The sequence below is a fragment of the Variovorax sp. LARHSF232 genome (assembly GCF_052871435.1).
Map to the genome: position 1 here is coordinate 291749 of NZ_JBIXJS010000004.1, position 21423 is coordinate 313171.

Below are 21423 nucleotides of genomic sequence, written 5' to 3' on the forward strand. Positions count from 1 at the left end.
CAGGGCCCTAATCGGCCAGCTCGATCCAGACCGGCGCATGGTCGCTCGCGCCCTCCAGAGCGCGCAAGGCGCGGTCCACGCCGGCATCGCACAGGCGCGGCTGCAAGGCGGGGCTCAGCAGCAGATGGTCGATGCGCAGCCCGGCATCGCGCGGCCAGCGATTTCGCAGGTAGCTCCAGAAGCTGTAGTGCGGCACATCGGGATGGCAGTGCCGGATGGCGTCTGTCCAGCCCTGGACCAGGAGGCGTGCATAGGCGGCGCGCACGGCGGGCTGCACCAGGGCGTTGTCGCGCCAGGAGTCCATCGAATAGATGTCGAAATCGGTCGGCACCACGTTGTAGTCGCCGGCCAAAAGCACCGGATGACCCGTGGCCAGCAGCGCCGCGGCATGCGCGTGCAGGCGCTCGAACCAGGCCAGCTTGTAGTCGTACTTGGGGCCGGGCTGCGGATTGCCGTTGGGCAGATAGAGGCAGCCCAGCACGATGCCGTTGACGGCCGCTTCCAGGTAGCGGCTTTGCCGGTCGCCCGCATCGCCCGCATCGCCCGGCAGTCCGCGCCGGGTTTCCAGCGGCGCCGCGCCCTTGGCCAGGATGGCCACGCCGTTCCAGCTTTTCTGCCCATGTACCAGCGCCTGGTAGCCGAGCTTGCGCAAGGGCGCATGCGGAAAGTCTTCGGCGCTGCACTTGAGCTCCTGCAGGCACACGGCGTCGGGCTGCGTCACTTCCAGCCAGGCGCACAGCTGCGGCAGGCGCTTTTGGACGTCGTTGACGTTGAAGGTGGCAATGCGCATGAACCTCTGGGCGTAGGCGGTTTGCAACGCCCATATTGCCTGCTGTCCCCAAAAATAACTAAAGTGCCCCTCTTACCCCCTCTTACCCCCTCTTCCCCCCGCTTGGAGGACTCACATGGCTGCACGTTCGATCGCGTCGCTCTCCCTGGGATTCGGCCTGGTCTCGATCCCGGTCCGCCTTTATTCGGCCACCGAGAGCTCGGCGACGATTCACTTCAACCTGCTCGCCAAGGATGGCGCGCGCGTCAAGCAGCAGTACATCTCCGAAAAAGACCAGTCGGTGGTGCCGCGCGCCGAGATGGTCAAGGGCTACGAGTTCGAGAAGGATCGCTACGTCATCTTCCAGCCCGAGGAGCTTAAGGCGCTGGAGAACAACGCCAGCCACCTGATCGACATCGTCTCCTTCATCCCGGTGGCCGCGGTCGACCCGATCTATTTCGACAAGGCCTACTTCCTCGCGCCCGACAAGCGCGGCGGCAAGCCCTACAACCTGCTCAAGGCCGCCATGCTGGAGAGCGGCCGCTGCGCCCTGGCGCGCTGGGCCTGGAAGGGAAAGCAGTACGTGGTGCAGGTTCGGGCCCACGCAGACGGGCTGGTGCTGCAGCAGCTGCTCTACGCCGACGAGGTGCGTTCGCTGGAGGACCTGGACATCGAACAGAGCACGCCCTCGGCGGCCGAGCTCAAGCTGGCCCTGCAGCTCATCGAGCAGATCTCCGCCGACAGCTACGAGCCCACCGAGTACGAGGACGAAGAGAAGAAGCGCATCCTGGCGGCCATCGACGCCAAGATTGCCGGCCAGGAAGTGGTGGCCATGGAACACCCCGAGGATCGCGCCGGCGGCGAGGTGATCGATCTCACCGAGATGCTGCGCGCCAGCCTGTCGCGCGCGGCCAAGGGCGGCGAGGCCAAGCGGCCGGCCGGTGCCAAGCGTGCCGCCAGCAAGACGGCGGCGCCGCGCGTGCGTGCGGCGGGTGGCGCATCGAAGAAGTAAGTGACCGACACGGCTTCGCTGGACAGCACGCATCCCTACACCCTGCGCGGCATCACGCAGATGCTGGGCCTCACGCGGCATGCCATCGGCCGGCTGGTCGAGCTGGGTTTCGTGCAGCCGGTACGCGCGCCCGGCCGCACCTTGCGCTTTTCCTTTCGCGACGTGGTGCTGCTGCGCACCGCGCACGAGCTGCGCGCCGCCGACATTCCCACGCGCCAGATCCTGCGCTCGCTGCGCCAGCTCAAGCGGGCACTGCCGCTGGACACGCCCGCCAGCGCCATCCGCATCCAGGCCGTTGGCGACCGCGTCGCGGTGCGCTGGGGCGATGTCCAGTGGGACGCGGACACCGGGCAGTTGATGATGGATTTTCGCGCGGCGAGCGCCGGTGGCGCGGTGCATGCCTTCGGCCAGTCGACGCGCGCACCGGCAAGCTCGCAGGCCGAGAACGCGCAGCTGCTGTTCGAGCAGGCCGAGGCCCTGGAGGCCAGCGACGCCGAGGCGGCGCAAGCGCTGTACCGGCGCGTCATCGAACTGGCGCCCGAGCACGAGGACGCCTATGCCAACCTGGGCTTTCTCTTGTGCGAGGCGGGCCGCTACGCGCAGGCGGCCGACCTCTATGTGCGAGCGCTGAGGCACCGTCCGCTGGCTGCGCTGCTGCACTACAACCACGGCGTCGCGCTGGAGTCGCTGGGGCGCGTGGCCGATGCCATCCATAGCTACGAGATCTGCTTGCGGCTGGCGCCGGACATGGCCGATGCACACCAGAACGCCGCGCTCTTGTACGCCAAGGCGGGCGACAAGCAGCGCGCCATCCGCCACTTCAGCGCCTATCGGCGCCTGCAGCCGCGCGGCTGAGGGGCGCGGCCGGCGTCATTGCTTCTTGCTGCCGCCCTTGCGCGGCGCGGGCGCCTTGGGCGAGGTATTGGCCTGGCGCGTCGCGCCGCCCACCTGCTTGCGTACGGCACCGCAATCGGTCGCCTCGCCGGGCCCGGTCTCGATCAGGGGAATGAGGGCCGCCAGCGGCGCCGCCACGGCCAGTGCCGCCGCGGCGCCGGCGCGGGCCGCCAGCGGGCCCTTCTTGAGCTCGAAGTTCGGATTGCTGAAAGTTCCGTAGACGCGCACCGGCGTTCGCAGCGAAAGCACGCTCGCTTCCTTCGGGCGGGGCGCGACCGTCAGCTCGAAGCGCTCGTGCTCCAGGTCGAACCAGCCGTCCCCCAGCACCTGCGTCTGCTCGGTGTCGACCACGAAGAGGGTGGTCTGGCCGCGCCCGTTCTTCACGTCGAACACGGCCCCGCCGCAATGGATGACGATGTCGCGGTCGCCGCCCACCAGCAGCGCCAGCACCTTGCCGCCGTTCAGGCCGCTGACGGCATCCAGCAGGTTGGACACGCGGCCGTTCACGATGGTGGTGGCGATGCGGCCGTTGGCCTTGGCCGCCGCATCGGCGATCGAATTGCCGACCCCCGACAGCCGCAAGGTGGCGCCGGCGCGACCGGCGCCCTTGGCGATCGGGCTGTTCTCAGGCACGAATTGCGCCAGGCGAATGCCCTGCAGGTCGATCTCCACGTCGGACTTGATGATCGGCGCGCGCGCATCCAGGGTGGCGCGCGCGGCAATGGTGCCCCCGGCAAAACCGAAGTCCACCGGATCCACCTTCATGATTGCGTTCTCGAGGTGCAGCGAGGCCTTCAGGCTTTCCAGCGGCAGTCCCTCGGGCACCTGCAGCCGGGTGGCGCGCAGCGTCACGTCGGCGTCGATCTTTTGCAGCCGGCTGCCGTCGAAGCTGCCGGACGGCAGCAGGTGGTCCGGATCGATCGTGGCCTGCTTGCCCTTGGCGGTGGGCCGGTCGCGCGTCTGTGCCTGCGTCAGCTTGGGCTTGCCGCCGCTTTCCTTGGTCTCGATGCCGATCAGCGGCCCGAGGTCGGCCAAGTCCAGGTTCTTGCTGTGGAGCTCGCCGGTCAGCAGCGGCCGCGGCGCCTTGTCGACATAGGCGCCCTTGCCGCGGACGTCGGTGGAGCCGATCCGGCCGCGCAGGTCGTCCATGGTGTAGCGATTGCCCTCGAGTACCAGGCGGCCTTCCAGCTGGTAGGGCGGCGAGGCCGGCAGCGGCAGCAGCAGGAAGGGATAGAGGTTGGCCAGGGTCTTGCCCTCGATGCGCACCTGGGTGTCGATGCCCGTGATGTTGGCGGCATCGGCGATGCTGCCTTCCAACCAGAGCCGGGTGGTGCCTGCCGCGAGCTCGCCCTTGATCGGAAAGGGCACGCCCGATTCCTGGAAGCTCAGCACCTCGCCGGTAAGCGCGGTGCCGGCGAAGCGGGCGCCCTGGAAGCTGCCGCTGAACTTGTACTGCGTTGTGTAGCTGACATTGGAGGGCTTGGCGTCGGCGTCCTTCACCTTCTCTTGGCTGGCCGGGTCGAAGGTGCTGGCTTGCACATCCAGCTCGAGCGCCTCGCCGTGGTCGATGTAGCGCAGCTGGCCCTGGTCGACCGACAAGGTGCTGATGCGCAGCTTGCTCGGCGAGGTGTCGGAAGGGTCGGACAGGATCCAGTTCTTGCGGTTGTCTGGCAGCCGCTCGAACACCAGCTCGGGCCGGGTCAGCGCCACGCGCGGCACCAGGATCTTCTCAGGCAGGTCGCGCAGCGAGACCGAGAACTCGAGCTCTTCGACCCTGGCCATGGGCTTGCCCTGCTGGGACCAGGCGGCATTGCCGAAATACACCTCGCGCAGGCGGATCGTCGGCGCGAGGCCCAGTTTCACATCCAGGTCGGCGGCACGGAACTCGCGCTGGGTCTTTTGCGAGATGTAGCGCTCGAGCGGCGGGCGCACCCAGTTCCAGTCGAACAGCAACACCAGCAGCACGATCAGCAGCAGCAATCCCGACAACACCGCCAGCAAGGGGTGGCGCTTCGGGAACCGCGCAATGCGCTGCGAAAAATGCCTGTCCATGGGGCCGACGCCGCTCTGCCGGGAGACCGCGCCAAGTACAGCATCGCAACGCGCGCCAGCTGGCTGTGTCGGCCTCGAGAACCGGCAGCTGTGGGACGGATTCGCCTGGGCGCTGCTTCAATCGTCGGACGGCGCGTGGCAGGCCACGCAAAGCAGCCCTTGCACCGGCCTCTCATCCGGAGACAATGACAACATGGACAACGACAAGGACACCCAGGCCCCGCAGCCGACGCCTGAGGACGAAGCAGCGGGCGCATCCGCGGAAAAGAACTACGCGCAGGCTTCGCGCGATGCAGCGGCCGGCGCTTTGGCTGCGGCCTCCATCCGGGACAGCGTGCGCGAAGGGCTGCGGCAAGCCAAGGAACGGGCCTATGCCCAGGACGCGGTGAATGCCAGCGGCAAGAAGATCCGGCCGCCGGGCGGCCGCTTCGGCGGCCTGCGCTGGCAGGGCGAACACTACGTCACCGATCAGCCGGTGCGTGCCGCGTTGATTGCGGCCGCTGGCGGCGCCGTCCTGACGGCGCTGTTCATCGCCTTCCTGCGCGGCGGCCGGCGCTGAAAAATCTGCGCTGAGGCGCGGCGGCCTTCAACGGTCTTCAGGAAATCTTCGATTCCTGGCGCGCGCTGTCCAGCGCGTAGATGGCTGGCTTGTCGTGCGCCACTTTCGGCGCAGGGGCAGCGGCCGATTCCTGCAGCGATTGGTGGGCCGTGCCGTAGATCTCGCGCTCGAGACGCTTGGCGCGGTCGCTGTACATGCGGGCCAGGGCAGCGTGGTGCTCAGCCGCAGCCTGGTGCTCGAGCCGGGCCATGTGCGCTTCTTCGAGCAGGGCCATGGCACGGCGAAGATGGCTGTTCCGGTTGAACTGGAATAAGTTGAACATCACACGTCCTCCTTCTGGAAGGCTCAGAAAAGGGCGTGATGCCACGCCCCCGTCCGGCACTGTTGAGGGCAACTTTCGTTTCCAGTGTAGGACGTTCGCTTGACAGTGTGTGGGCGCAGGTCAGGAAGCGCTGTTTTCGGGCCACAGCTCGTTTGGCATACCCAATTCGGCACAGATGCGCTGCAGCACGGCGCGGGTGCTGGCCAATTCCTGTTCCAGCCGCGCCACGCGTGCCTTCAAGGTCGCCACTTCGTCCAGCGTGAGGTCGGTGCCAACGGCGGGCACGGGGCCGGCAGGGTCGGCGGACAGGTCTTGTGCGGGCGCACCGCCGAGCAGATGCGTCCAGCGCTGCTCGCGCGCGCCGGGCAGGCGCGGCAGCTTCATGACCAGGGCGCCAGCCGGGCGCTCGGCCATCTCGTCCAGAAAGGCTTCCACCGATGAAATGTCGGCAAAGTTGTGCATCCGCTCGCAAGCGATGCGAAGCTCGCCACCCGTCTGCGGTCCGCGCAGCATCAGGGCGGTCAGCAGGGCGAGCGATTGCGAAGGAATCTTCAACACGCCGTCGGCGTTGTGCGCGTAGCGGTAGACGCGCCCGCCGCTGGATTCGGTCACCAGGCTGTAGCGCTTGAGGCTTTCCAAGGTGAGCTGCACCTCGGCTTCCGTCACATCCATGAGCGGCTGTCGACTGGTTTTCTGGTTGCAGCCGGCCAGCAGCGCGTTGAGGGTGAGCGGATAGCTGTCGGGCACGGTGCGCTGCTTTTCGGCAAGCACGCCCAGCACGCGGATCTCGAGCGGGGAAAGAAGGGTGGGCAGGGCAGACATGGGCGCCATTGTCGTGCGGCGCCGGCCGCGCACCGCGCTACTTGGCCGCCGGACCGGGCGCGGCGCGCAGGCGCTCGTAGCCGCTCAGCTCCATGAAGCCTTCGCCTTGCGCGCTGCCGCTCACCTTGATCGGGCCTTCCCAGTAGATGTTGGCGCTGCTGGCGCTGGCATCGAACTCGCTGTTGTCGAAGAAGGGCTGTACCCGCAGCTCGCCGCCGGGCAGCTTGAGCTTCCATTCGAGCGCATAGGCGACCTGGGTCCTGGGGCTGGTCCAGCGCCGCAGCGGCGTCAGCGCGACCTCGTCCGGCGCGAGGGGGCGTGAGTCGGCCGCGCTGCCGAGGGTGCCGGTGGTGGTGACGCTGCGTCCCTGGGCGTCGAACAGCTCGTAGACCATCACGTCCGAGCCGTCCGACAGGTGCAGTGCAAACCAGTTCCAGCCCAACCGGGTGACGTCGAAGTCGCCCCACTGGTGGTCGAACCAGACCGGCCCCTCGAGCGCCAGCGCCGGCTTGTCGCCGATACGGAGATGGCCTTGCGCCGCCATGCGCGGACGCGAGTAGTAGTAGCTGATGCCCGATTCGCCGAAGTCCAGCAGCCCCGGCGTCTGCGAGCCGGCGGCGCGGTGCGCGACCACCTGGCCGGCATCGCGCAACTTCAGATCGAGCGAGACCCCATCGAAGGACATCCGTATGGAATGGTCCGGGCCGGAGCCGGCGATCTGCCAGCCGTCCTGGCTGAAGTCGAAGCCGCTGGCCGACACGCGGGCCGGCAGGCCACCGGTGCGGCTCTGCCGGGTGTAGCGCTTGCCGCTTTGCAGATCGACCAGCGCCACGTGCATCACCGTGTGCTTTACCAGCGCGTTGGCCACGAAGACGGCCACGTGAAAGGCATAGCGGCCCCCGCCTTGCGCATTCAGGATGCCGCTGTAGTACCACCACTCCATGCCCGAGCCGTGCGCCGCGTCGTCGGCCGGCAGCTTCAAGGGGGGCAGGGCGGCAGTGCGCTCCACCGGCTCGGCGGCGGCGCGCGCGTCGGTAGGCGCCGCGGCTGCCGGACCGGGTTCGGACCAGAAGCCGAGATAGCCCAAGCCGGCGCCGGCGACTGCGACCACGGCCAGCAGCACAGCCAGATAGGTGCGCATGCCGCGCCGGTGCTTCGTTCTCATGGCGCGAGCTTAGCGTTGCGCGCCCGCCAAGACGACACCGTTCAGCCGCCAACAGCAGTTGAGGCGGCCGCGTCCTCGGCCAAAATCAGTGCCTTCCATCATTCACCTTTCGGAGAAGGCAATTGGCACCAGAAAAGAGAAGACTCATCAGCTCGGGCTCCACCTTCGAGCAGCAGATCGGCTATTCGCGCGCGGTCGTGGTGGGCGACTGGGTCTTCGTCTCGGGCACCACCGGCTTCGACTACGCGTCCATGACCATTTCCGACAGCGTGGTGGAGCAGGCCGAGCAGTGCCTGAAGAACATCGAGGCGGCGCTGAAGGAAGCCGGCGCCGGCCTGAAGGACGTGGTGCGCGTGACCTACGTGCTGCCTGACGGCGACGAGTTCGAACCTTGCTGGCCGGTGCTGCGCAAGTACTTCGGCGAGGTGCGGCCCGCGGCCATGATGATCAGCGCCGGGCTGGCCGATCCGCGCATGAAGATCGAGATCGAGGTCACGGCCCTGCGCGCTTCGTCCTGACCGGCATGGCGCGCACCACATCGCTTTCGCCCTATCTTGCCGACACGCGCCGCCTGGCCGACGTGATCGCCGCCATCCAGGTCATGGGTACCTACAAGTTCTATTGGCAGGACTTTGCCGGCTGGGCAGAACGCATTTCCGGCGACGCCCAGGTGGCCGCCTACTGGCGCAACATCTTCGAAGACCACCCGGAGTTCTTCCGGCTGGATGGCGACCGCCAGGGCGCGGCCCTGGTCTGGCGCCGCCAGTATCCCAAGCGCTTCCACGTCGACGAGGAGCGCCGCCTGTCGGTGGCCGAGTGCCTGGCGCTGACCGAAGCGGAAATGGAACGCGTCTCGCGCGAGCCCCTGTCGGCCAATGACATCCGCGCGCTGATCGACACCGCCGTCGGCCTGCATTCGCGCGCGCTCGACCAGCAGAAGGAACGCCGCTGGTGGCTGCCGCTGGTCACCGCCGTGGCGGCCTTGCTGGGCGCGGTGCTGGGCGCCTGGCTCAAGGGGCGCTGATGGACGCACCACACGGCATGGTGCTCTACGGCAGCACCGATTCCGGCCATTCCTACAAGGTTCGCTCCTTCCTGCTGCTGGCGGGCATCGCGCACGACTACCGATGGGTCGACCTGTCGCAGCCGCGGGCGCGGCGGGGCGCGGACTTCGTGGCCGCCAGCAAGTTCGGCGAGGTGCCGGTGCTGGTCGACCAAGGGCGCGCGATGTGCCAGTCCAATGCCCTGCTGATTCATCTGGCGCGCAAGTCGGGCCGCTTCGCCGGCCTTGAATCCGAGTGGCAGACGGTGCTGGAGTGGTTGTCCTGGGAGAGCAACCGCATCGGGTTTTCCGTGCCCAACCTGCGCTTCTCGCTGCGGTGGGTGAGGCAGCCGCCCGAGGTCTTGGACTATTTGCGGCGGCGCGCCGAGGCGGACCTGCAGACCCTGGACGAGTTCCTCGCGACTTCCGAGTTCCTGCTGCCGTCCGGGCCCACCGTGGCCGACATCAGTTGCTCGGCCTATCTGTTCTGGCTGGAGCAGGCCGGCTTCACGGAGGCGGCCTATCTCCATCTGCAGCGCTGGCTGCGGGCCTTGCGCGGCCTGCCGGGCTGGCGTCACCCTGATCAGGCGTTGCTGGCCAGTTCGATCGACGCCTCGCGCGCGATGTAGGGCACGTAGCGGAAATCCCGGATGCCCAGCAGGCGCTCGCCCTGCCAGCGCAGTTCGATGAAGTAGGCAAGCACGCCATCGCGCAGCACGGCCAGCACTTCGCGCCCATCGAGCCAGGCCGGCTGCGCATGGCAGTCGTGCACCTTGGCGTAGTTGGAAAAGTACTGGCCCACCGCGCCCTGGCCCGCGATGCGGTGGCGCGCCACCAGATCGAGCTTGACCTCGTCGGCCAGCAGGGCGCGCAAGGCGTCCCAGTCGCGCGCATTGAAGAGCACGGCATAGCGTTGCAGCGATGGCGAGACGGCGCGCGCCGCCGAGGCCGGCGGCAGCGGCGTCGGCTGCGCCGCCAGGGCACGCAACCGGGCCCGGCCCCGGTGCAGCGCCGCCTTGACGGCGGGCAGGCTCATCTCCAGCTCGGCCGCGATCTCCTCCAGCGAGTGCTCCAGGACGTCCTTCAGGATGACGCAGCCGCGCGGCGCCGGCGGCAATTGCAAAAAGCTGGACAGGGCGGCCTGCACCGCCTGCCGCCGGGCCAGCGCGCTGTCGGGCTGATCGGCCACGTCGCCGGCCAGCTCCAGGGCCTGGTCGAGCGGCTCGCTGCGGCGATGGGCCTCATGGCGCCAGTGGTCGATGGCGCGGTTGTGCGCGATCCGAAAAAGCCAGGGCCGCAGCGGCGGCATGGCCTGCAGATCCGACAGCTCGTAGTAGGCGCGGGCCAGGGTGTCTTGCACCACATCCTCGGCGTCGGCCACCGAGCCGGTCATGCGGGCGCAGTAGCGGTGCAGCTCGGGGCGAACGTCTTGCACCAACGCCAGAAAGCGGCGGCGCGCGTCTTCCAGCGCCGTGAACAGCGGCACTGCGCCGGTGGGTTCCTGATCAGTCGTTGTTGAAGAATCCATAGGACCCGATCTCGTGCAACTCGACCCGGGCGGGCGGTATCTCGCAGCGTTCGCGCACGCCGCTGCTGAAGGCCTTGAAGCTGGCCAGCGATGTCAGGGCCGTGTTGTCGCCGCTGCCTTCGTGCGAAACGATGTGGACGAAGCTCAGGCCATCGCCCAGCTTGAAGGTCGCGTAGCGCAGGCCGGGCGGGCGCACGCGCCGCAGTTCCTCGTACACCGCGCGGGCCAGGCGCTCGTTGTCTTCCACGCATTCAGGCTTGAGCTTGTACTGCACCATGTGCCGTGTCGTCGTCATGAACATCTCCTTGGGGGGTTGATTCATGCAAAGACGTTTAGGCGCGGCAAAAGGATGCGCGGGTGGCGCTACCGCAGCATCCAGGCCGCCATGCCGTCCAGCACCTGGTGCAGGACCTCGGCATCCTTGCGCCCGGAGCGGGCCAGCACATGGAAGGAATGGTCGGCCTCGGCGATCTCCATCAAGGTCGCCAGGGAACCCAGCTCCGCCGCAAGCGCCTGCATGCGCGGGAATTCGGCCAGCTTGTCGCGCGTGCCCTGGACGAAGAGCACGGGAATCCGAACCTCGCGCAGATGCTCGCCACGTGCGCTGGAGGGCGCGCCGTCCGGATGCAAGGGGAAGCCCAGGAACACCAGCCCCTCGACGGCCGGCAAGGGCGCCGCCGCCTGAGCCTGCGACGTCATGCGCCCGCCAAAGGACTTGCCGCCCGCGTAGAGCCGCAGCCCTTCGAAGCGCTGCGCCGCCTGGGCCACGGCAGCGCGCACCGCGGCATGCGCCACGGCCGGCGGGTCGGTGCGCTTGCTGCCGCGCTCCATGTAGGGAAACTGGTAGCGCAGGCTGGCGATGCCGCGCTGCGCCAGCCCGTCGGCCGTGGCCGCCATGAAGGAGTGCGCCATGCCGGCGCCGGCGCCATGGGCCAGCACGTAGCAGGCCTTGGCATCGGCCGGCGCTTGCACCAGGCCGGAGACAGCGGTCTCGCCATCGATCTCGATGCGGATGGGTTGCGGCGACGCAGTGGTGCTCATTGGATTGACCTTGATGCCGGGCGGGTGGCACCCTCATCCGGAGTTTCCGCTTTTTGCGCGCGGGGGTCAGAATCGGCCGCATGGACCTCAGCGAACACAGCCTGCGCGCCCTGTTCAAGCAGCTCGGCTTGTCGGACAGCGCAGCCGCGATCGACGCCTTCATCGCCGAACATCGTCCGCTTTCCGACACGGTGGCGCTGGCGGATGCGCCTTTCTGGACAGAGGCCCAGGCCCAGTTCCTGCGCGAAGAGGTCGAGGAAGACGCCGACTGGGCCGAGCTGGTGGACCAGCTGAATCTGCGCCTGCGCGCCTAGCGGCCCTGCCTAGCCCGGCGGCGAGCCCATGCCGTTGGCAATGACCATCGTGACCAGCACGTCCGAATCTTCCAGCGCAAGAAGGCCGTGCGTCACGCCTGCGCCGAGGTAGGCAAACTGCCCGGCAGAAAGCAGGCTGGTCTGGCCCGGCATCAGCAGTTCGACCTTGCCGTGCAGGCATTGGATGGTCAGCGAGCCCGGCACGCTGTGGTCCGGCACCTGCTTGCCGGCGGGCAGCACCAGGCGCATCACCTCCAGGTCGGGCGCCTTGAAGATGGCGATGGTCTTGTCGGGCGTGGTGGGCTGGCCGGGGGCCAGCAGGTCCACCACTTCTCCGGAGACAGCGTGTGCAATGGCCATGACGGGCAGTGTGGCCATGGCCGCCGCCAAAATCAAGCGGCCGCGGTGCAGGGCGCCTGTGCGGCGCGGCGGTCCAGGCCGCGGCTCGCCAAGGCGATGGCCAGGCCCGCCACGGTCAGCAGCGCCGCCGCCCAGCCCAAGGCCGGCAGGCCGGGCCCGCGGCCGATCACCACGCCGCCGACCCAGGCGCCCAGCGCATTTCCCAGGTTGAAGGCGGCGATGTTGAGGCTGGACGCCAGGTTCTGGCCGGCGCCGGAAGCCTTGTCCAGCACCCGCATCTGCAGCGGCGCCACGGTGGCAAAGCACACCACGCCCAGCAGCGCCACATACAGCATGGCGCCCATCGGCGTTGCCATCGCCAGCGGCATGGCGGCCAGCACCAGGGCCAGCGCGGCCAGGCTGCCCAGCAGGGAGGGCATCAGGGCGCGGTCGGCCAGCTTGCCGCCCAGGATGTTGCCGACCGCCAGGCCCCCGCCCATGAGCAGCAGCACCGGCGAAACGGCCGCCTCCGACAGGCCCGCCAGGCGCGTGAGCAGGGGCTGGATGTAGGTGAAGATGGCAAATACGCCGCCAAAGCCGAGCACCGTGATCGCCAGGCCCAGCAGCACCTGCGGCCGGGCCAGCACCGCCAATTCTTCGCGCAGCGGGCTGCTCGGCGCATCCTGCGCGCTGCCGCGCGGCACGAAGACCGCCAGCACGGCAAAGGCGAGCACGCCGATCAGCGCCACCGCCCAGAAGGTGGCGCGCCAGCCGAAGTGCAGACCCAGCCAGGCGCCGGCTGGCACCCCGAGCAGGGTGGCGGCGGTGAGGCCGGTGAACATGATGGCAATGGCCGATGCGCGGCGCTCGCGCGGCACCAGGCCGGTGGCGACCACCGAGCCGACGCCGAAGAAGGTGCCGTGCGCCAGCGAGGTCAGCACGCGGGCGGCCATCAGCGTCTCGTAGCTGGGGGCCAGCGCGCAGGCGATGTTGCCCAGCGTGAAGACCGCCATCAGCGCCAGCAGCACCGTCTTGCGCGGCAGCTTGCGGGTGGCGATGGTCAAGAGCGGCGCGCCGACGGCGACCCCGAGCGCATAGCCCGAGATCAAGAGGCCGGCACTGGCGATGGAGACATCGAGGTCCGCCGAGACCTGCAGCAGCAGGCCCATGATCACGAACTCGGTGGTGCCTATTCCGAAGGCACCGGCGGTGAGGGCAAGGAGAGCGATTGGCATGATGGCCCGTACTGTGAAGGCCTGGCGCCAAGATGACTAGAATGCCGCGCAGACCAGCATCTGTGAATTGAAGTCACGAATCAAATGGCGCGCAGCGACGTCAACCGCTTCGGCGAAATGGAAGCCTTCGTGCAGGTGGTGGAGCGCGGCAGCTTCTCGGCCGCCGCCGCGGTGCTGGGCATGACGCCTTCGGCCGTCAGCAAGCTCATCGCCCGGCTGGAGGCGCGGCTGGGCACGCGCCTGTTGCACCGTTCCACCCGCAAGCTGCAGCTCACGCCCGAGGGGCAGCTCTATCACGAGCGCGCCGTGCGCGTGCTGGCCGACCTGGACGAAGCCGAGCGCAGTGCCGCCTTCGACGCGCCGCCGCGCGGGCGCGTCAGCATCAACGCCAGCATTGCCGTGGGCCAGCGCCTGCTGATCCCGCTGGTGCAGCCGCTGTTGACGCTGCACCCGCAGATCCAGCTGGACATCGTGCTGACCGACCGGGTGGTGGACCTGATGGACGAGCGCGCCGACATCGCCGTCCGCTGGGGCCGGCTGCCGCCCTCCGACCTGGTGGCGCGCAAGCTGGGCGAGACCGGCCTGGCGATCCTGGCCTCGCCCGCCTACCTGGCGCAGCACGGGACCCCACGCACGCCGCAGGAGCTTTTGCTGCACAACCGGCTGGGCACGAACTACCGGCGCGCCACGCCCGACTGGCCGCTGCGGATGGACGGCCGCCAACTCGACGTTCCGATCTCTGGAAATGTGCGCGCCAGCGACGGCGAAAGCCTGCGCCAGCTGGTGCTGGCCGGCGTCGGCCTGGGCCGGCTTTCCCTCTTCCACGTACATGGCGATATCGAGCAGGGCTTGCTTGTACCCGTGCTGGAGGAGTACAACCCGCACGAGCTCGAGCCGATCCATGCCGTTTACCTTGGAAAGGGTGGACGCTTGCCGGCTCGGGTACGCGCCGTGCTCGACTTTTTGAGTGCCCATGTCGACCTTCGCGGGGCGCGGCGCAGCCCTAACCTCAAGAAGAAGTTGCCAGCAGCATGACGAACATGAACAGCCAAGGCTTCACCCTCTTCGAGACCCGATACGGCCAATGCGGCATTGCCTGGGGCGCGCGCGGCATCGTCGGGGTTCAGCTGCCTGAAAGCGATGCCGCTGCCACCCGGGCGCGCATGCGCAAGCGCTTTCCATTGCTGCGCGAACGCGTGCCGCCGCCGGACGTGCAGGCCGCCATGGCGCGCATCACCCATCTCCTGACCGGCGGCATCGACGACCTGGCCGACGTCGGCCTCGATTGGCATGGCGTGTCCGAATTCCAGCGCCGCGTGTACGAGCTGGCACGCCGCATTCCGCCGGGCGAGACCCGCACCTACGGCGACATGGCCGTGCAGCTGGGCGACAAGGGCCTGGCCCGCGCGGTGGGGCAGGCGCTGGGCCTCAACCCCTTTGCCCCGGTGGTTCCCTGCCACCGGGTGCTGGCCGCCGGCGGCAAGCCGGGCGGCTTCTCGGCGCACGGCGGCGCCCACGTCAAGCTGCGCATGCTGGCGGTGGAGGGCGCCGAGGCCGTGGCCATCAACAGCGGCAGCGCGCCGCTCTTTTCGCGCGAGGCATTGCGCCAACCCTGAGCCCTGGCTAGCACAGGCCGCACACGCGTGCCCGAGCGTGCCCATTGGCCGTTGGCGACAATCGGCTAGATGACCTCACGTCTTTTTCGTCTCGCCCTGGTGCTGGGCCTTCTCTCGGCCATCGGCCCTTTCGCCATCGACATGTACCTGCCGGCGCTGCCGGCCATCGGTGCCAGCCTGCACGCGGACATCGGCGCGGTGCAGATGAGCCTGACGGTGTTCTTCCTGGCGCTGGGCATCGGGCAGCTGCTGTACGGACCGGTGTCGGACATGGTGGGACGCAAGCCGCCGCTGTACTTCGGCCTGGCGCTGTTCGTGGCGGCCAGCATTGGCTGCGCGCTGGCGCAGAGCATCGACACGCTGGTGCTGCTGCGCTTCGTGCAGGGCCTGGGCGCGGCGGCCGGCATGGCGATTCCGCGCGCGGTGGTGCGCGACCTGCATACCGGCACGGATGCGGCGCGCCTCATGTCGCTCTTGATGCTGGTGTTCAGCGTCTCGCCGATCCTGGCGCCGCTGGTCGGCAGCGGGGTGATCGCGCTGAGCAGCTGGCGCGGCGTGTTCTGGGCGGTGGCCATCGCGGGCATCGCGGGCGCGGCGATGATGGCCTTCATGCTGCGCGAGACGCGCACGCGAGAAGAGCGGCTGGAAAGCAGCCTGGGCGGTGCGCTGCGCGCCTACGGCGTGCTGATGCGCGATCCGCACTACCTGGGGCTGGTGTTCATCGGCAGCTTCGCCATGGGCGGCTTCTTCGTCTACCTGGCCAATTCCTCCTTCGTCTTCATCGACCACTACGGCCTGACGCCCACCCAGTACAGCCTGGCCTTCGGCGTGAACGCGGCCGGCTTCATCGGCGCCTCGCAATTCACCGGCGCGCTCGGCGAGCGCTACGGCCTGGTGGCGCTGGTGCGGCGCGCGGTGCTGGCCTGCGGCATGGTGATGGTGGCGCTGATGGCCTACTACCTGGCCGGCGGCGACAACTTCTGGGTGTTGATCGTCACGTACTTCATCGCCAGTACCTTCATGGGCTTCGTGATTCCGCCCACCGGCGTGCTGGCGCTGGAAGAGCACGGCGCCATCGCCGGCACCGCTTCGGCGCTGCTGGGCACGCTGCAGATGCTCACCGGCGCACTGATGATGGGCGCCATCGCCGTCTTCACCAACGGCTCGCCGATCGCCATGGTGGCCGGCATGACGCTGGGCGCCGGCATCTCGCTGCTGCTGACGTGGCTGACCTTGGGAAGCGACCGCCTGACCGCCTACCCGGCGCGCACCTGAAATGCCGGTGCCTCCTGATGGTCTGCCCCAGCCCCAGCGCAGGCGTGCAATGACCGTCATCCTGCTGGGCATCGCGGTGGCGGTGCTCGACGGGACCATCGTCAACCTGGCGCTGCCGGGCATCGCGCAGCAGCTCAAGGCCAGCCCTTCGGCCGCCATCTGGGTGGTCAATGCCTACCAGATCGCCACCCTGGTCATGCTGCTGCCGCTGGCGGCGCTGGGCGAGCGGGTCGGCTACCGGCGCGTCTACCTGCTGGGCATGGCGCTGTTCGCGGCCGCCTCGCTGGTGGCGGCCTTCGCGGATTCGCTCGCCACGCTGATCGCGGCGAGGGCGCTGCAAGGGCTGGGCGCGGCCGGCATCATGAGCGTCAACGCCGCGCTGGTTCGGCTCACCTATCCGGCCGACCAGCTGGGCCGCGGCGTGGCCAACAACTCGCTGGTGGTGGCCACGGCCTCGGTGGCCGGGCCCTCGGTGGCGGCGGCCATCCTGTCGGTGGCTTCCTGGCCCTGGCTGTTCGCGCTCAACGTGCCGCTGGGCATCCTGGTGCTGGCGCTGGGCGTGAAGGCGCTGCCCTTCAACACGGCGAAGGCCAGCGGCGTGCGCTTCTCGCTGCTCGATGTGGGGCTCAACGTGCTGATGTTCTCGCTCTTCTTCATCGGCGCCGACGCCCTGGGCGTGCGCGGCGAAGGAGCAGGGCAGGGTGCGCCGGCCATGGCCTGGGGCCTGCTGGCGGCGGGCGTGCTGGTGGGTGTCTTCTACATCGGCCGCCAGCGCCGGCAGGCGGTGCCGCTGTTTCCGGTGGACCTGCTGCGCATTCCGGTGTTCGCCTTGTCGATGTGCACCTCGGTGATGGCTTTCTGCGCGCAGATGCTGGCCTACATCGCGCTGCCTTTTCTGCTCCTGGACATGTTCGGCCGCTCGCATGTGCAGGCGGGCCTGCTCATCACGGCCTGGCCGCTGGCCATCGTGGTGATGGCGCCGCTGGCCGGGCGGTTGATCGGCCGCTACCCGGACGGGCTGCTCGGCGGCGTGGGCCTGGGCCTGCTGGCCGCCGGCCTGCTGCTGCTGGCCCTGCTGCCGCACGATGCGTCGAACGCCGACATCGCCTGGCGCATGGCCTTGTGCGGCCTGGGCTTCGGCCTGTTCCAGTCGCCCAACAACCACACCATCGTGACGGCACCGCCGCGCGAGCGCAGCGGCGCCGCCAGCGGCATGCTGGGCACCGCACGGCTCACCGGCCAGACGCTGGGCGCGGTGGTGCTGGCGGTGCTCTTCAGCTTCTGGCCGCCGCTGGAAGGCCGCGGCCCCTTCATCGCCCTGGCGCTGGCGGCGGCCTGCGCGACATGCGCAGCGATCTTCAGTACATTGCGCCTTCGCGAGCCCGCGCTCGTCCCCGCCAGCACCCCCAAGACCTGACACCCAATGTCCCAGATCGGCAAGCCTCCCTGCGACGCCGCCGTGATCGCGCTGGGGGCCCCGGCGGCCGAGCCTTGCCCGCAGGCATCCAAGCCCTGGGTGCTGGTGGCGGCCATCATCGGATCGAGCATGGCCTTCGTCGACGGCACGGTGGTCAACGTGGCGCTGCCGGCGATCCAGCGCGAACTCGATGCCGACGCCTTCCAGGCCCAGTGGGTGGTGGAGTCCTATGCCTTGTTCCTGGCGGCGCTGCTGCTGGTGGGCGGGGCCATGGGCGACCGCTTCGGCCGGCGCCGGATCTTCGCGCTGGGCGTGGGGCTGTTTGCCGGCGCCTCGGTGGCCTGCGCGCTGGCGGCCAGCGTGCAGCAGCTGATTGCCGCACGGGCGGTGCAGGGCATCGGCGGCGCCTTGCTGGTACCGGGCAGCCTGGCGCTCATCAGCGCGAACTTCGGTGAAAAAGAGCGCGGCAAGGCGATCGGCACCTGGTCCGGCTTCAGCGGCATCACCGCCGCCGTCGGGCCGGTGATCGGCGGTTTCCTGGTCGACCACTATTCCTGGATCTGGGCCTTTCTGGTGAACGTGCCGCTGGCGCTGGTGGTGCTGGCCATCACCGCGAAACACGTGCCGGAAAGCCGTGGCGGCAATGCGGCCGCGCCGCTCGACTGGCTCGGCGCCCTGCTGGCCACCTTGTCGCTGGGCGGCGTGGTCTATGCCTTCATCGAGGCGCCGTCGCAAGGGTGGGGCGCCGGCGCCGTGCTGGCGGCGCTGGCGATCGGCATGGGCGCCGGCATCGGCTTCGTGTGGGCGCAGCTGCGGGTGCGCGCGCCCATGCTGCCGCTGTCGCTCTTTCGCAGTGGCAACTTCAGCGGGGCCAACCTGCTGACCCTGCTGCTCTACGCGGCGCTGGGCGGCGGACTCTACTTTTTCCCGCTCAACTTGATCCAGGTGCAGGGCTACACGGCCACCGCGGCCGGCGCGGCGCTGCTGCCCTTCATCCTGATCCTGTTCGCGCTCTCGCGCTGGGCCGGGCAGCTGGTGGACAAGGTGGGGGCGCGGCTGCCGCTGGTGCTGGGGCCGGCCATCGCCGGCGCCGGCTTCGCCCTGTTTGCCGTGCCGGGTACCAGCGCCAACTACTGGACCGGCTTCTTCCCGGCAGTGGTGGTGCTGGGCCTGGGCATGGCGATCACCATCGCGCCGCTGACGACCACCGTGATGAACGCGGTCGGCACCGAGGCGGCCGGCGTCGCCTCGGGCGTGAACAACGCAGTGTCGCGGGTGGCGGCGGTGCTGGCCATTGCCGTCTTTGGCCTGTTGATGGCCTGGGCCTTCGGCGCGCGGCTGGACGAGGGCCTGCGCACGCTGGCCGCGCCGCAGCAGGTGGTGGACTTCATGGCAGGGCAGCGCGCCCGCCTGGCGGAAGCAGCCTTGCCGCCGGGCATCGAAGGGGCGGCGGCCGAGGCCTTGCGCGAGCAGATCCGGGCCGCCTACGTGGCCGGCTTTCGCTGGATCATGCTGGCCAGTGCCGGCCTGGCCTTGTTGAGCGCTTTGAGCGCCTGGCTGGCCATCGGGCGCGGACAGGGCAAATAGTCCAAATTGCCTAATGTGGCTATTTTTGCCATAATGGCCGCAACTGCGAAGGAGCTGCCATGACCACCCCGCCCATCAGCATCGAGAACCTGCCGCGCCAGAACGCGTCGCAGGTCAAGAACAAGTGGGGCGACGTGGTGCGCCAGGTGCGCCAGAACGGCAGCGTGGCCATCACCAACCATTCGGCCGTCGAAATGGTGCTGCTGGACGCCGCCACCTACCAGCAACTGACCGAAAGCCTGGCCGCGCTGCAGGCGCGCGAACAGTCGGTACTTGACGAACTCTCGCAACGCTTCGACGCCCGCCTGGCCAGCCTGCACCAACCCGATGCCGGCGCGCGGCTGGGCGCCCTGTTCGACGCCAAGGGCAAGCTCGGTAGCAAGCGGCCCAAGGTCGGTGCCAGCCACTGATGCCCAAGGCTGGTGCAGCCCCGCGGCCTTTCATCTTCGTGCTGGCCGGCGTCAACGGCGCCGGCAAGAGCTCGGTCGGCGGCGCCTTGCTGGCCGAGCATGGCCTGGATTGGTACAACCCCGACAGCTATGCGCGCGAACTGGTGGCGCTGCTGGGCTTGCCCATCGGCGAGGCCAACGCCAGGGCCTGGGAACACGGCCGGGCGCAACTGGAAGCCGCCATCGCGCAGGGCCGCAACTTCGCTTTCGAGACCACCCTGGGCGCCCACACCATTCCCGACCTGCTGGCCCAGGCCGCGCGCACGCATGACGTGGTCGTGCTCTTTTGCGGGCTGGCTTCGGTGGACCTGCACATGCGGCGCGTCAAGGCGCGAGTGGCGGTGGGCGGCCACGACATCCCGCAGGCCAAGATCCGCGAGCGCTGGGACGCCTCGCGCCTGAACCTCATCCGCCTTTTGCCGGCGTTGGCGCGGCTGCAGGTTTTCGACAACAGCGCGCAGGCGGCGCTGGGCAAACCCATTCCCGACCCGGTGTTGCTGCTGGAAACGGTGCGTGGTCATGTGACCTATCCGGGCCCCAAGGACCGCGCGGCGCTCAATGCCACGCCCGACTGGGCCCGGCCGATCGTGCAGGCTGCTTTCGAACACCAGGCCGAGCTTTCCTCGCCGGCCGCCAAGACCCCTGCCGCAGCGCGTCGCAAGATGCTCCAATAGCCGTCCGCGCCGCCGCGGCGGCCGCGAGGAGAAAGGAAGACACCATGACATTCCAGGCACTCGTGATCGACAAGGACGAGAAGGCAGGCTACCGCGCCGAACTGCGCCCGCTGGGCGACACCGACTTGCCCGAGGGCGACGTGATGGTGGGCGTGCAGTACTCCACCATCAACTACAAGGACGGCCTTGCCATCACCGGCAAGGCGCCCGTGGTGCGCAAGTTTCCGCTGGTGGCGGGCATCGATTTTTCCGGCGTGGTGCAACACAGCACGCACCCCGACTGGAAGCCGGGCGACCGGGTGCTGCTCAACGGCTGGGGCGTGGGCGAGTCCCATAGCGGCGGGCTGGCACAGCTGGCCCGCGTCAAGGGCGACTGGCTGGTGCGGCTGCCCGATGACCTGAGCGCGCGCCAGGCCATGGCGATCGGCACCGCCGGCTACACCGCCATGCTGTGCGTGATGGCGCTGGACAAGCATGGCCTCACGCCCGCCGATGGCGACATCCTGGTGACCGGCGCCAATGGCGGCGTGGGCAGCATCGCCATCGCGCTCTTGAGCCGGATGGGTTTTCGGGTGGTGGCCTCGACCGGGCGGCTGGGCGAAACGGCCTTCCTGCAGCAACTGGGCGCGGCCGAAGTCATCGACCGTGCCGAGCTGGCCGCGCCCGGCAAGCCGCTGGGCAAGGAGCGCTGGGCCGGAGTGGTGGATGCGGTGGGCAGCCACACCCTGGCCAATGCCTGCGCCGGCACCCGCTACCGCGGCGCAGTCGCTGCTTGCGGGCTGGCGCAGGGGCTGGACTTTCCGGGCAGCGTCGCGCCCTTCATCCTGCGCGGCATCACCCTCTACGGCATCGACAGCGTGATGGCGCCGCAGGCCCTGCGGCGCGCGGCCTGGCAGCGCCTGGCAAGCGAGCTGGACCTGGCCAAGCTCGACGCCATCACCCACGAGATCACGCTGGGCCAGGCGGCGCAGGCCGGCCGGGACATCCTGGAAGGCCGGATCCGCGGCCGCGTGGTGGTGAACGTCGCGCGCATCTGAATCCAAAAAGTCGCGCGCTTCGTTCACGCACTTGTCATGCGCGGCGCCTAGGGTCTGTTCACACTATTTACGGGGTCGCGAAGGCATGCCAAAGCGGACAAATCAAGGCGCACGACGCCGCGTGTGCGTCGGCACACGCAAGGCGTGCAACGCGGAGTTGGCCGCTTTGGCATGCCTTCCCTCCGGGTTGGCCCGCATTGGGGCCGTCTGCGGCGTTGCCCGCGCTTGCAATGCTTCAGCATTGCTGCGCACGGGCGCCTTGCATCCAGCCCCA

General features: G+C 69.0%; 25 protein-coding genes. 15 read left to right on the forward strand and 10 right to left on the reverse strand.

All coding sequences use genetic code 11. The features are described from left to right. Positions 1–7: 7 nt before the first annotated feature. On the reverse strand, positions 8–790 hold the full coding sequence (locus tag ACIPRI_RS13565; RefSeq protein ID WP_446621974.1) for an exodeoxyribonuclease III: 783 nt from the start codon (positions 788–790) through the stop codon (positions 8–10). 115 nt (positions 791–905) lie between these two features. Here ACIPRI_RS13565 and ku point away from each other — a divergent pair, with 115 nt between their 5' ends. Both ku and ACIPRI_RS13575 read left to right on the forward strand, forming a co-directional pair. Then, a complete protein-coding gene (gene ku / locus ACIPRI_RS13570; RefSeq protein WP_446621975.1) occupies positions 906–1781 on the forward strand; it encodes a non-homologous end joining protein Ku in 876 nt (291 codons plus the stop codon). Then, positions 1782–2636, forward strand: a complete 855-nt coding sequence (locus tag ACIPRI_RS13575; RefSeq protein ID WP_446621976.1) for a tetratricopeptide repeat protein — start codon at positions 1782–1784, stop codon at positions 2634–2636. It begins immediately after the preceding gene. A 15-nt stretch (positions 2637–2651) separates the two neighbouring features. On the opposite strand, the gene ACIPRI_RS13580 is transcribed toward ACIPRI_RS13575, so the two are convergent. Further along, complete coding sequence (locus ACIPRI_RS13580; RefSeq protein ID WP_446621977.1) at positions 2652–4727, reverse strand: AsmA family protein; 2076 nt, start codon at positions 4725–4727, stop codon at positions 2652–2654. A gap of 193 nt (positions 4728–4920) precedes the next feature. On the opposite strand from ACIPRI_RS13580, the gene ACIPRI_RS13585 reads away from it, so the two are divergent. Next, positions 4921–5286: a hypothetical protein gene (locus ACIPRI_RS13585; protein WP_446621978.1), complete on the forward strand. Its 366-nt coding sequence runs from the start codon at positions 4921–4923 to the stop codon at positions 5284–5286. A gap of 37 nt (positions 5287–5323) precedes the next feature. On the opposite strand, the gene ACIPRI_RS13590 is transcribed toward ACIPRI_RS13585, so the two are convergent. The 3 genes from ACIPRI_RS13590 to ACIPRI_RS13600 form a co-directional block, all read right to left on the reverse strand. Next, positions 5324–5608, reverse strand: a complete 285-nt coding sequence (locus tag ACIPRI_RS13590) for a hypothetical protein (protein ID WP_446621979.1) — start codon at positions 5606–5608, stop codon at positions 5324–5326. A gap of 120 nt (positions 5609–5728) precedes the next feature. Beyond that, entirely contained in the window at positions 5729–6430 is a 702-nt protein-coding gene (locus ACIPRI_RS13595) for a YceH family protein (protein WP_446621980.1), read from the reverse strand. Positions 6431–6467: 37 nt separating this feature from the next. Further along, positions 6468–7595 (reverse strand): lipocalin family protein, encoded by a 1128-nt coding sequence (locus tag ACIPRI_RS13600; protein WP_446621981.1) that lies wholly within the window; start codon positions 7593–7595, stop codon positions 6468–6470. 122 nt (positions 7596–7717) lie between these two features. Here ACIPRI_RS13600 and ACIPRI_RS13605 point away from each other — a divergent pair, with 122 nt between their 5' ends. Genes ACIPRI_RS13605 through ACIPRI_RS13615 form a run of 3 tightly spaced genes read left to right on the forward strand, consistent with a single transcriptional unit; the run spans position 7718 to position 9266 of the window. Beyond that, positions 7718–8113, forward strand: a complete 396-nt coding sequence (locus tag ACIPRI_RS13605) for a RidA family protein (protein WP_446621982.1) — start codon at positions 7718–7720, stop codon at positions 8111–8113. 5 nt (positions 8114–8118) lie between these two features. Continuing rightward, the gene (locus ACIPRI_RS13610) at positions 8119–8619 is read left to right on the forward strand and encodes a hypothetical protein (RefSeq protein ID WP_446621983.1); all 501 of its coding nucleotides are present in this window, start codon (positions 8119–8121) and stop codon (positions 8617–8619) included. Continuing rightward, positions 8619–9266, forward strand: coding sequence for a glutathione S-transferase family protein (locus ACIPRI_RS13615; protein ID WP_446621984.1), 648 nt, complete (start codon positions 8619–8621; stop codon positions 9264–9266). The genes ACIPRI_RS13610 and ACIPRI_RS13615 overlap by 1 nt, the downstream gene beginning before the upstream one ends. Here ACIPRI_RS13615 and ACIPRI_RS13620 read toward each other — a convergent pair. From ACIPRI_RS13620 to ACIPRI_RS13630, 3 genes are all read right to left on the reverse strand, one after another. Further along, entirely contained in the window at positions 9221–10165 is a 945-nt protein-coding gene (locus tag ACIPRI_RS13620) for an RNA polymerase sigma factor (protein WP_446621985.1), read from the reverse strand. The two genes, ACIPRI_RS13615 and ACIPRI_RS13620, sit on opposite strands and share 46 nt — an antisense overlap. Further along, positions 10143–10460: a hypothetical protein gene (locus ACIPRI_RS13625; protein ID WP_446621986.1), complete on the reverse strand. Its 318-nt coding sequence runs from the start codon at positions 10458–10460 to the stop codon at positions 10143–10145. The genes ACIPRI_RS13620 and ACIPRI_RS13625 overlap by 23 nt, the downstream gene beginning before the upstream one ends. Positions 10461–10528: 68 nt before the next feature. After that, the gene (locus tag ACIPRI_RS13630) at positions 10529–11206 is read right to left on the reverse strand and encodes an alpha/beta hydrolase family protein (RefSeq protein ID WP_446621987.1); all 678 of its coding nucleotides are present in this window, start codon (positions 11204–11206) and stop codon (positions 10529–10531) included. An 80-nt stretch (positions 11207–11286) separates the two neighbouring features. Between ACIPRI_RS13630 and ACIPRI_RS13635 the strand changes: the two genes are divergently transcribed. Then, positions 11287–11520, forward strand: a complete 234-nt coding sequence (locus ACIPRI_RS13635) for a DUF2789 domain-containing protein (RefSeq protein WP_446621988.1) — start codon at positions 11287–11289, stop codon at positions 11518–11520. 9 nt (positions 11521–11529) lie between these two features. Here the strand turns inward: ACIPRI_RS13635 and ACIPRI_RS13640 are convergent, their stop codons facing one another. Together ACIPRI_RS13640 and ACIPRI_RS13645 are read right to left on the reverse strand one after the other, a co-directional pair. Beyond that, positions 11530–11898: a cupin domain-containing protein gene (locus ACIPRI_RS13640; protein WP_446621989.1), complete on the reverse strand. Its 369-nt coding sequence runs from the start codon at positions 11896–11898 to the stop codon at positions 11530–11532. 14 nt (positions 11899–11912) lie between these two features. Beyond that, positions 11913–13094, reverse strand: a complete 1182-nt coding sequence (locus tag ACIPRI_RS13645; RefSeq protein WP_446621990.1) for an MFS transporter — start codon at positions 13092–13094, stop codon at positions 11913–11915. 84 nt (positions 13095–13178) lie between these two features. Between ACIPRI_RS13645 and ACIPRI_RS13650 the strand changes: the two genes are divergently transcribed. From ACIPRI_RS13650 to acuI, 8 genes are all read left to right on the forward strand, one after another. Beyond that, positions 13179–14129, forward strand: a complete 951-nt coding sequence (locus ACIPRI_RS13650; RefSeq protein WP_446621991.1) for a LysR family transcriptional regulator — start codon at positions 13179–13181, stop codon at positions 14127–14129. A 5-nt stretch (positions 14130–14134) separates the two neighbouring features. Beyond that, positions 14135–14710 carry a methylated-DNA--[protein]-cysteine S-methyltransferase gene (locus ACIPRI_RS13655; protein ID WP_446622103.1) on the forward strand — a complete coding sequence of 192 codons (576 nt, stop codon included), beginning with the start codon at positions 14135–14137 and terminating at the stop codon, positions 14708–14710. Positions 14711–14779: 69 nt separating this feature from the next. Next, entirely contained in the window at positions 14780–15985 is a 1206-nt protein-coding gene (locus tag ACIPRI_RS13660; RefSeq protein WP_446621992.1) for a multidrug effflux MFS transporter, read from the forward strand. 1 nt (position 15986) lies between these two features. Continuing rightward, a complete protein-coding gene (locus ACIPRI_RS13665) occupies positions 15987–17402 on the forward strand; it encodes an MFS transporter (RefSeq protein ID WP_446621993.1) in 1416 nt (471 codons plus the stop codon). Between the two features lie 6 nt (positions 17403–17408). Continuing rightward, entirely contained in the window at positions 17409–18989 is a 1581-nt protein-coding gene (locus ACIPRI_RS13670) for an MFS transporter (protein WP_446621994.1), read from the forward strand. A 59-nt stretch (positions 18990–19048) separates the two neighbouring features. After that, positions 19049–19399, forward strand: coding sequence for a type II toxin-antitoxin system prevent-host-death family antitoxin (locus ACIPRI_RS13675; protein ID WP_446621995.1), 351 nt, complete (start codon positions 19049–19051; stop codon positions 19397–19399). Beyond that, positions 19399–20112, forward strand: a complete 714-nt coding sequence (locus ACIPRI_RS13680) for an AAA family ATPase (protein WP_446621996.1) — start codon at positions 19399–19401, stop codon at positions 20110–20112. Before ACIPRI_RS13675 ends, ACIPRI_RS13680 begins: the two co-directional genes overlap by 1 nt. Positions 20113–20156: 44 nt before the next feature. Continuing rightward, positions 20157–21149 (forward strand): acrylyl-CoA reductase (NADPH), encoded by a 993-nt coding sequence (gene acuI, locus ACIPRI_RS13685; RefSeq protein WP_446621997.1) that lies wholly within the window; start codon positions 20157–20159, stop codon positions 21147–21149. Positions 21150–21423 lie beyond the last annotated feature (274 nt).

What these genes read in the sequence shown, in the direction of transcription:
- ACIPRI_RS13565 (WP_446621974.1), bottom strand. Translation starts at nt 790, where the DNA reads ATGCGCATTGCCACCTTCAACGTCAACGACGTCCAAAAGCGCCTGCCG.
- ku (WP_446621975.1), top strand. Translation starts at nt 906, where the DNA reads ATGGCTGCACGTTCGATCGCGTCGCTCTCCCTGGGATTCGGCCTGGTC.
- ACIPRI_RS13580 (WP_446621977.1), bottom strand. Translation starts at nt 4,727, where the DNA reads ATGGACAGGCATTTTTCGCAGCGCATTGCGCGGTTCCCGAAGCGCCAC.
- ACIPRI_RS13585 (WP_446621978.1), top strand. Translation starts at nt 4,921, where the DNA reads ATGGACAACGACAAGGACACCCAGGCCCCGCAGCCGACGCCTGAGGAC.
- ACIPRI_RS13590 (WP_446621979.1), bottom strand. Translation starts at nt 5,608, where the DNA reads ATGTTCAACTTATTCCAGTTCAACCGGAACAGCCATCTTCGCCGTGCC.
- ACIPRI_RS13595 (WP_446621980.1), bottom strand. Translation starts at nt 6,430, where the DNA reads ATGTCTGCCCTGCCCACCCTTCTTTCCCCGCTCGAGATCCGCGTGCTG.
- ACIPRI_RS13600 (WP_446621981.1), bottom strand. Translation starts at nt 7,595, where the DNA reads ATGAGAACGAAGCACCGGCGCGGCATGCGCACCTATCTGGCTGTGCTG.
- ACIPRI_RS13610 (WP_446621983.1), top strand. Translation starts at nt 8,119, where the DNA reads ATGGCGCGCACCACATCGCTTTCGCCCTATCTTGCCGACACGCGCCGC.
- ACIPRI_RS13615 (WP_446621984.1), top strand. Translation starts at nt 8,619, where the DNA reads ATGGACGCACCACACGGCATGGTGCTCTACGGCAGCACCGATTCCGGC.
- ACIPRI_RS13620 (WP_446621985.1), bottom strand. Translation starts at nt 10,165, where the DNA reads ATGGATTCTTCAACAACGACTGATCAGGAACCCACCGGCGCAGTGCCG.
- ACIPRI_RS13625 (WP_446621986.1), bottom strand. Translation starts at nt 10,460, where the DNA reads ATGACGACGACACGGCACATGGTGCAGTACAAGCTCAAGCCTGAATGC.
- ACIPRI_RS13630 (WP_446621987.1), bottom strand. Translation starts at nt 11,206, where the DNA reads ATGAGCACCACTGCGTCGCCGCAACCCATCCGCATCGAGATCGATGGC.
- ACIPRI_RS13635 (WP_446621988.1), top strand. Translation starts at nt 11,287, where the DNA reads ATGGACCTCAGCGAACACAGCCTGCGCGCCCTGTTCAAGCAGCTCGGC.
- ACIPRI_RS13640 (WP_446621989.1), bottom strand. Translation starts at nt 11,898, where the DNA reads ATGGCCACACTGCCCGTCATGGCCATTGCACACGCTGTCTCCGGAGAA.
- ACIPRI_RS13645 (WP_446621990.1), bottom strand. Translation starts at nt 13,094, where the DNA reads ATGCCAATCGCTCTCCTTGCCCTCACCGCCGGTGCCTTCGGAATAGGC.
- ACIPRI_RS13650 (WP_446621991.1), top strand. Translation starts at nt 13,179, where the DNA reads ATGGCGCGCAGCGACGTCAACCGCTTCGGCGAAATGGAAGCCTTCGTG.
- ACIPRI_RS13655 (WP_446622103.1), top strand. Translation starts at nt 14,135, where the DNA reads ATGAACAGCCAAGGCTTCACCCTCTTCGAGACCCGATACGGCCAATGC.
- ACIPRI_RS13660 (WP_446621992.1), top strand. Translation starts at nt 14,780, where the DNA reads ATGACCTCACGTCTTTTTCGTCTCGCCCTGGTGCTGGGCCTTCTCTCG.
- ACIPRI_RS13665 (WP_446621993.1), top strand. Translation starts at nt 15,987, where the DNA reads ATGCCGGTGCCTCCTGATGGTCTGCCCCAGCCCCAGCGCAGGCGTGCA.
- ACIPRI_RS13670 (WP_446621994.1), top strand. Translation starts at nt 17,409, where the DNA reads ATGTCCCAGATCGGCAAGCCTCCCTGCGACGCCGCCGTGATCGCGCTG.
- ACIPRI_RS13675 (WP_446621995.1), top strand. Translation starts at nt 19,049, where the DNA reads ATGACCACCCCGCCCATCAGCATCGAGAACCTGCCGCGCCAGAACGCG.
- ACIPRI_RS13680 (WP_446621996.1), top strand. Translation starts at nt 19,399, where the DNA reads ATGCCCAAGGCTGGTGCAGCCCCGCGGCCTTTCATCTTCGTGCTGGCC.
- acuI (WP_446621997.1), top strand. Translation starts at nt 20,157, where the DNA reads ATGACATTCCAGGCACTCGTGATCGACAAGGACGAGAAGGCAGGCTAC.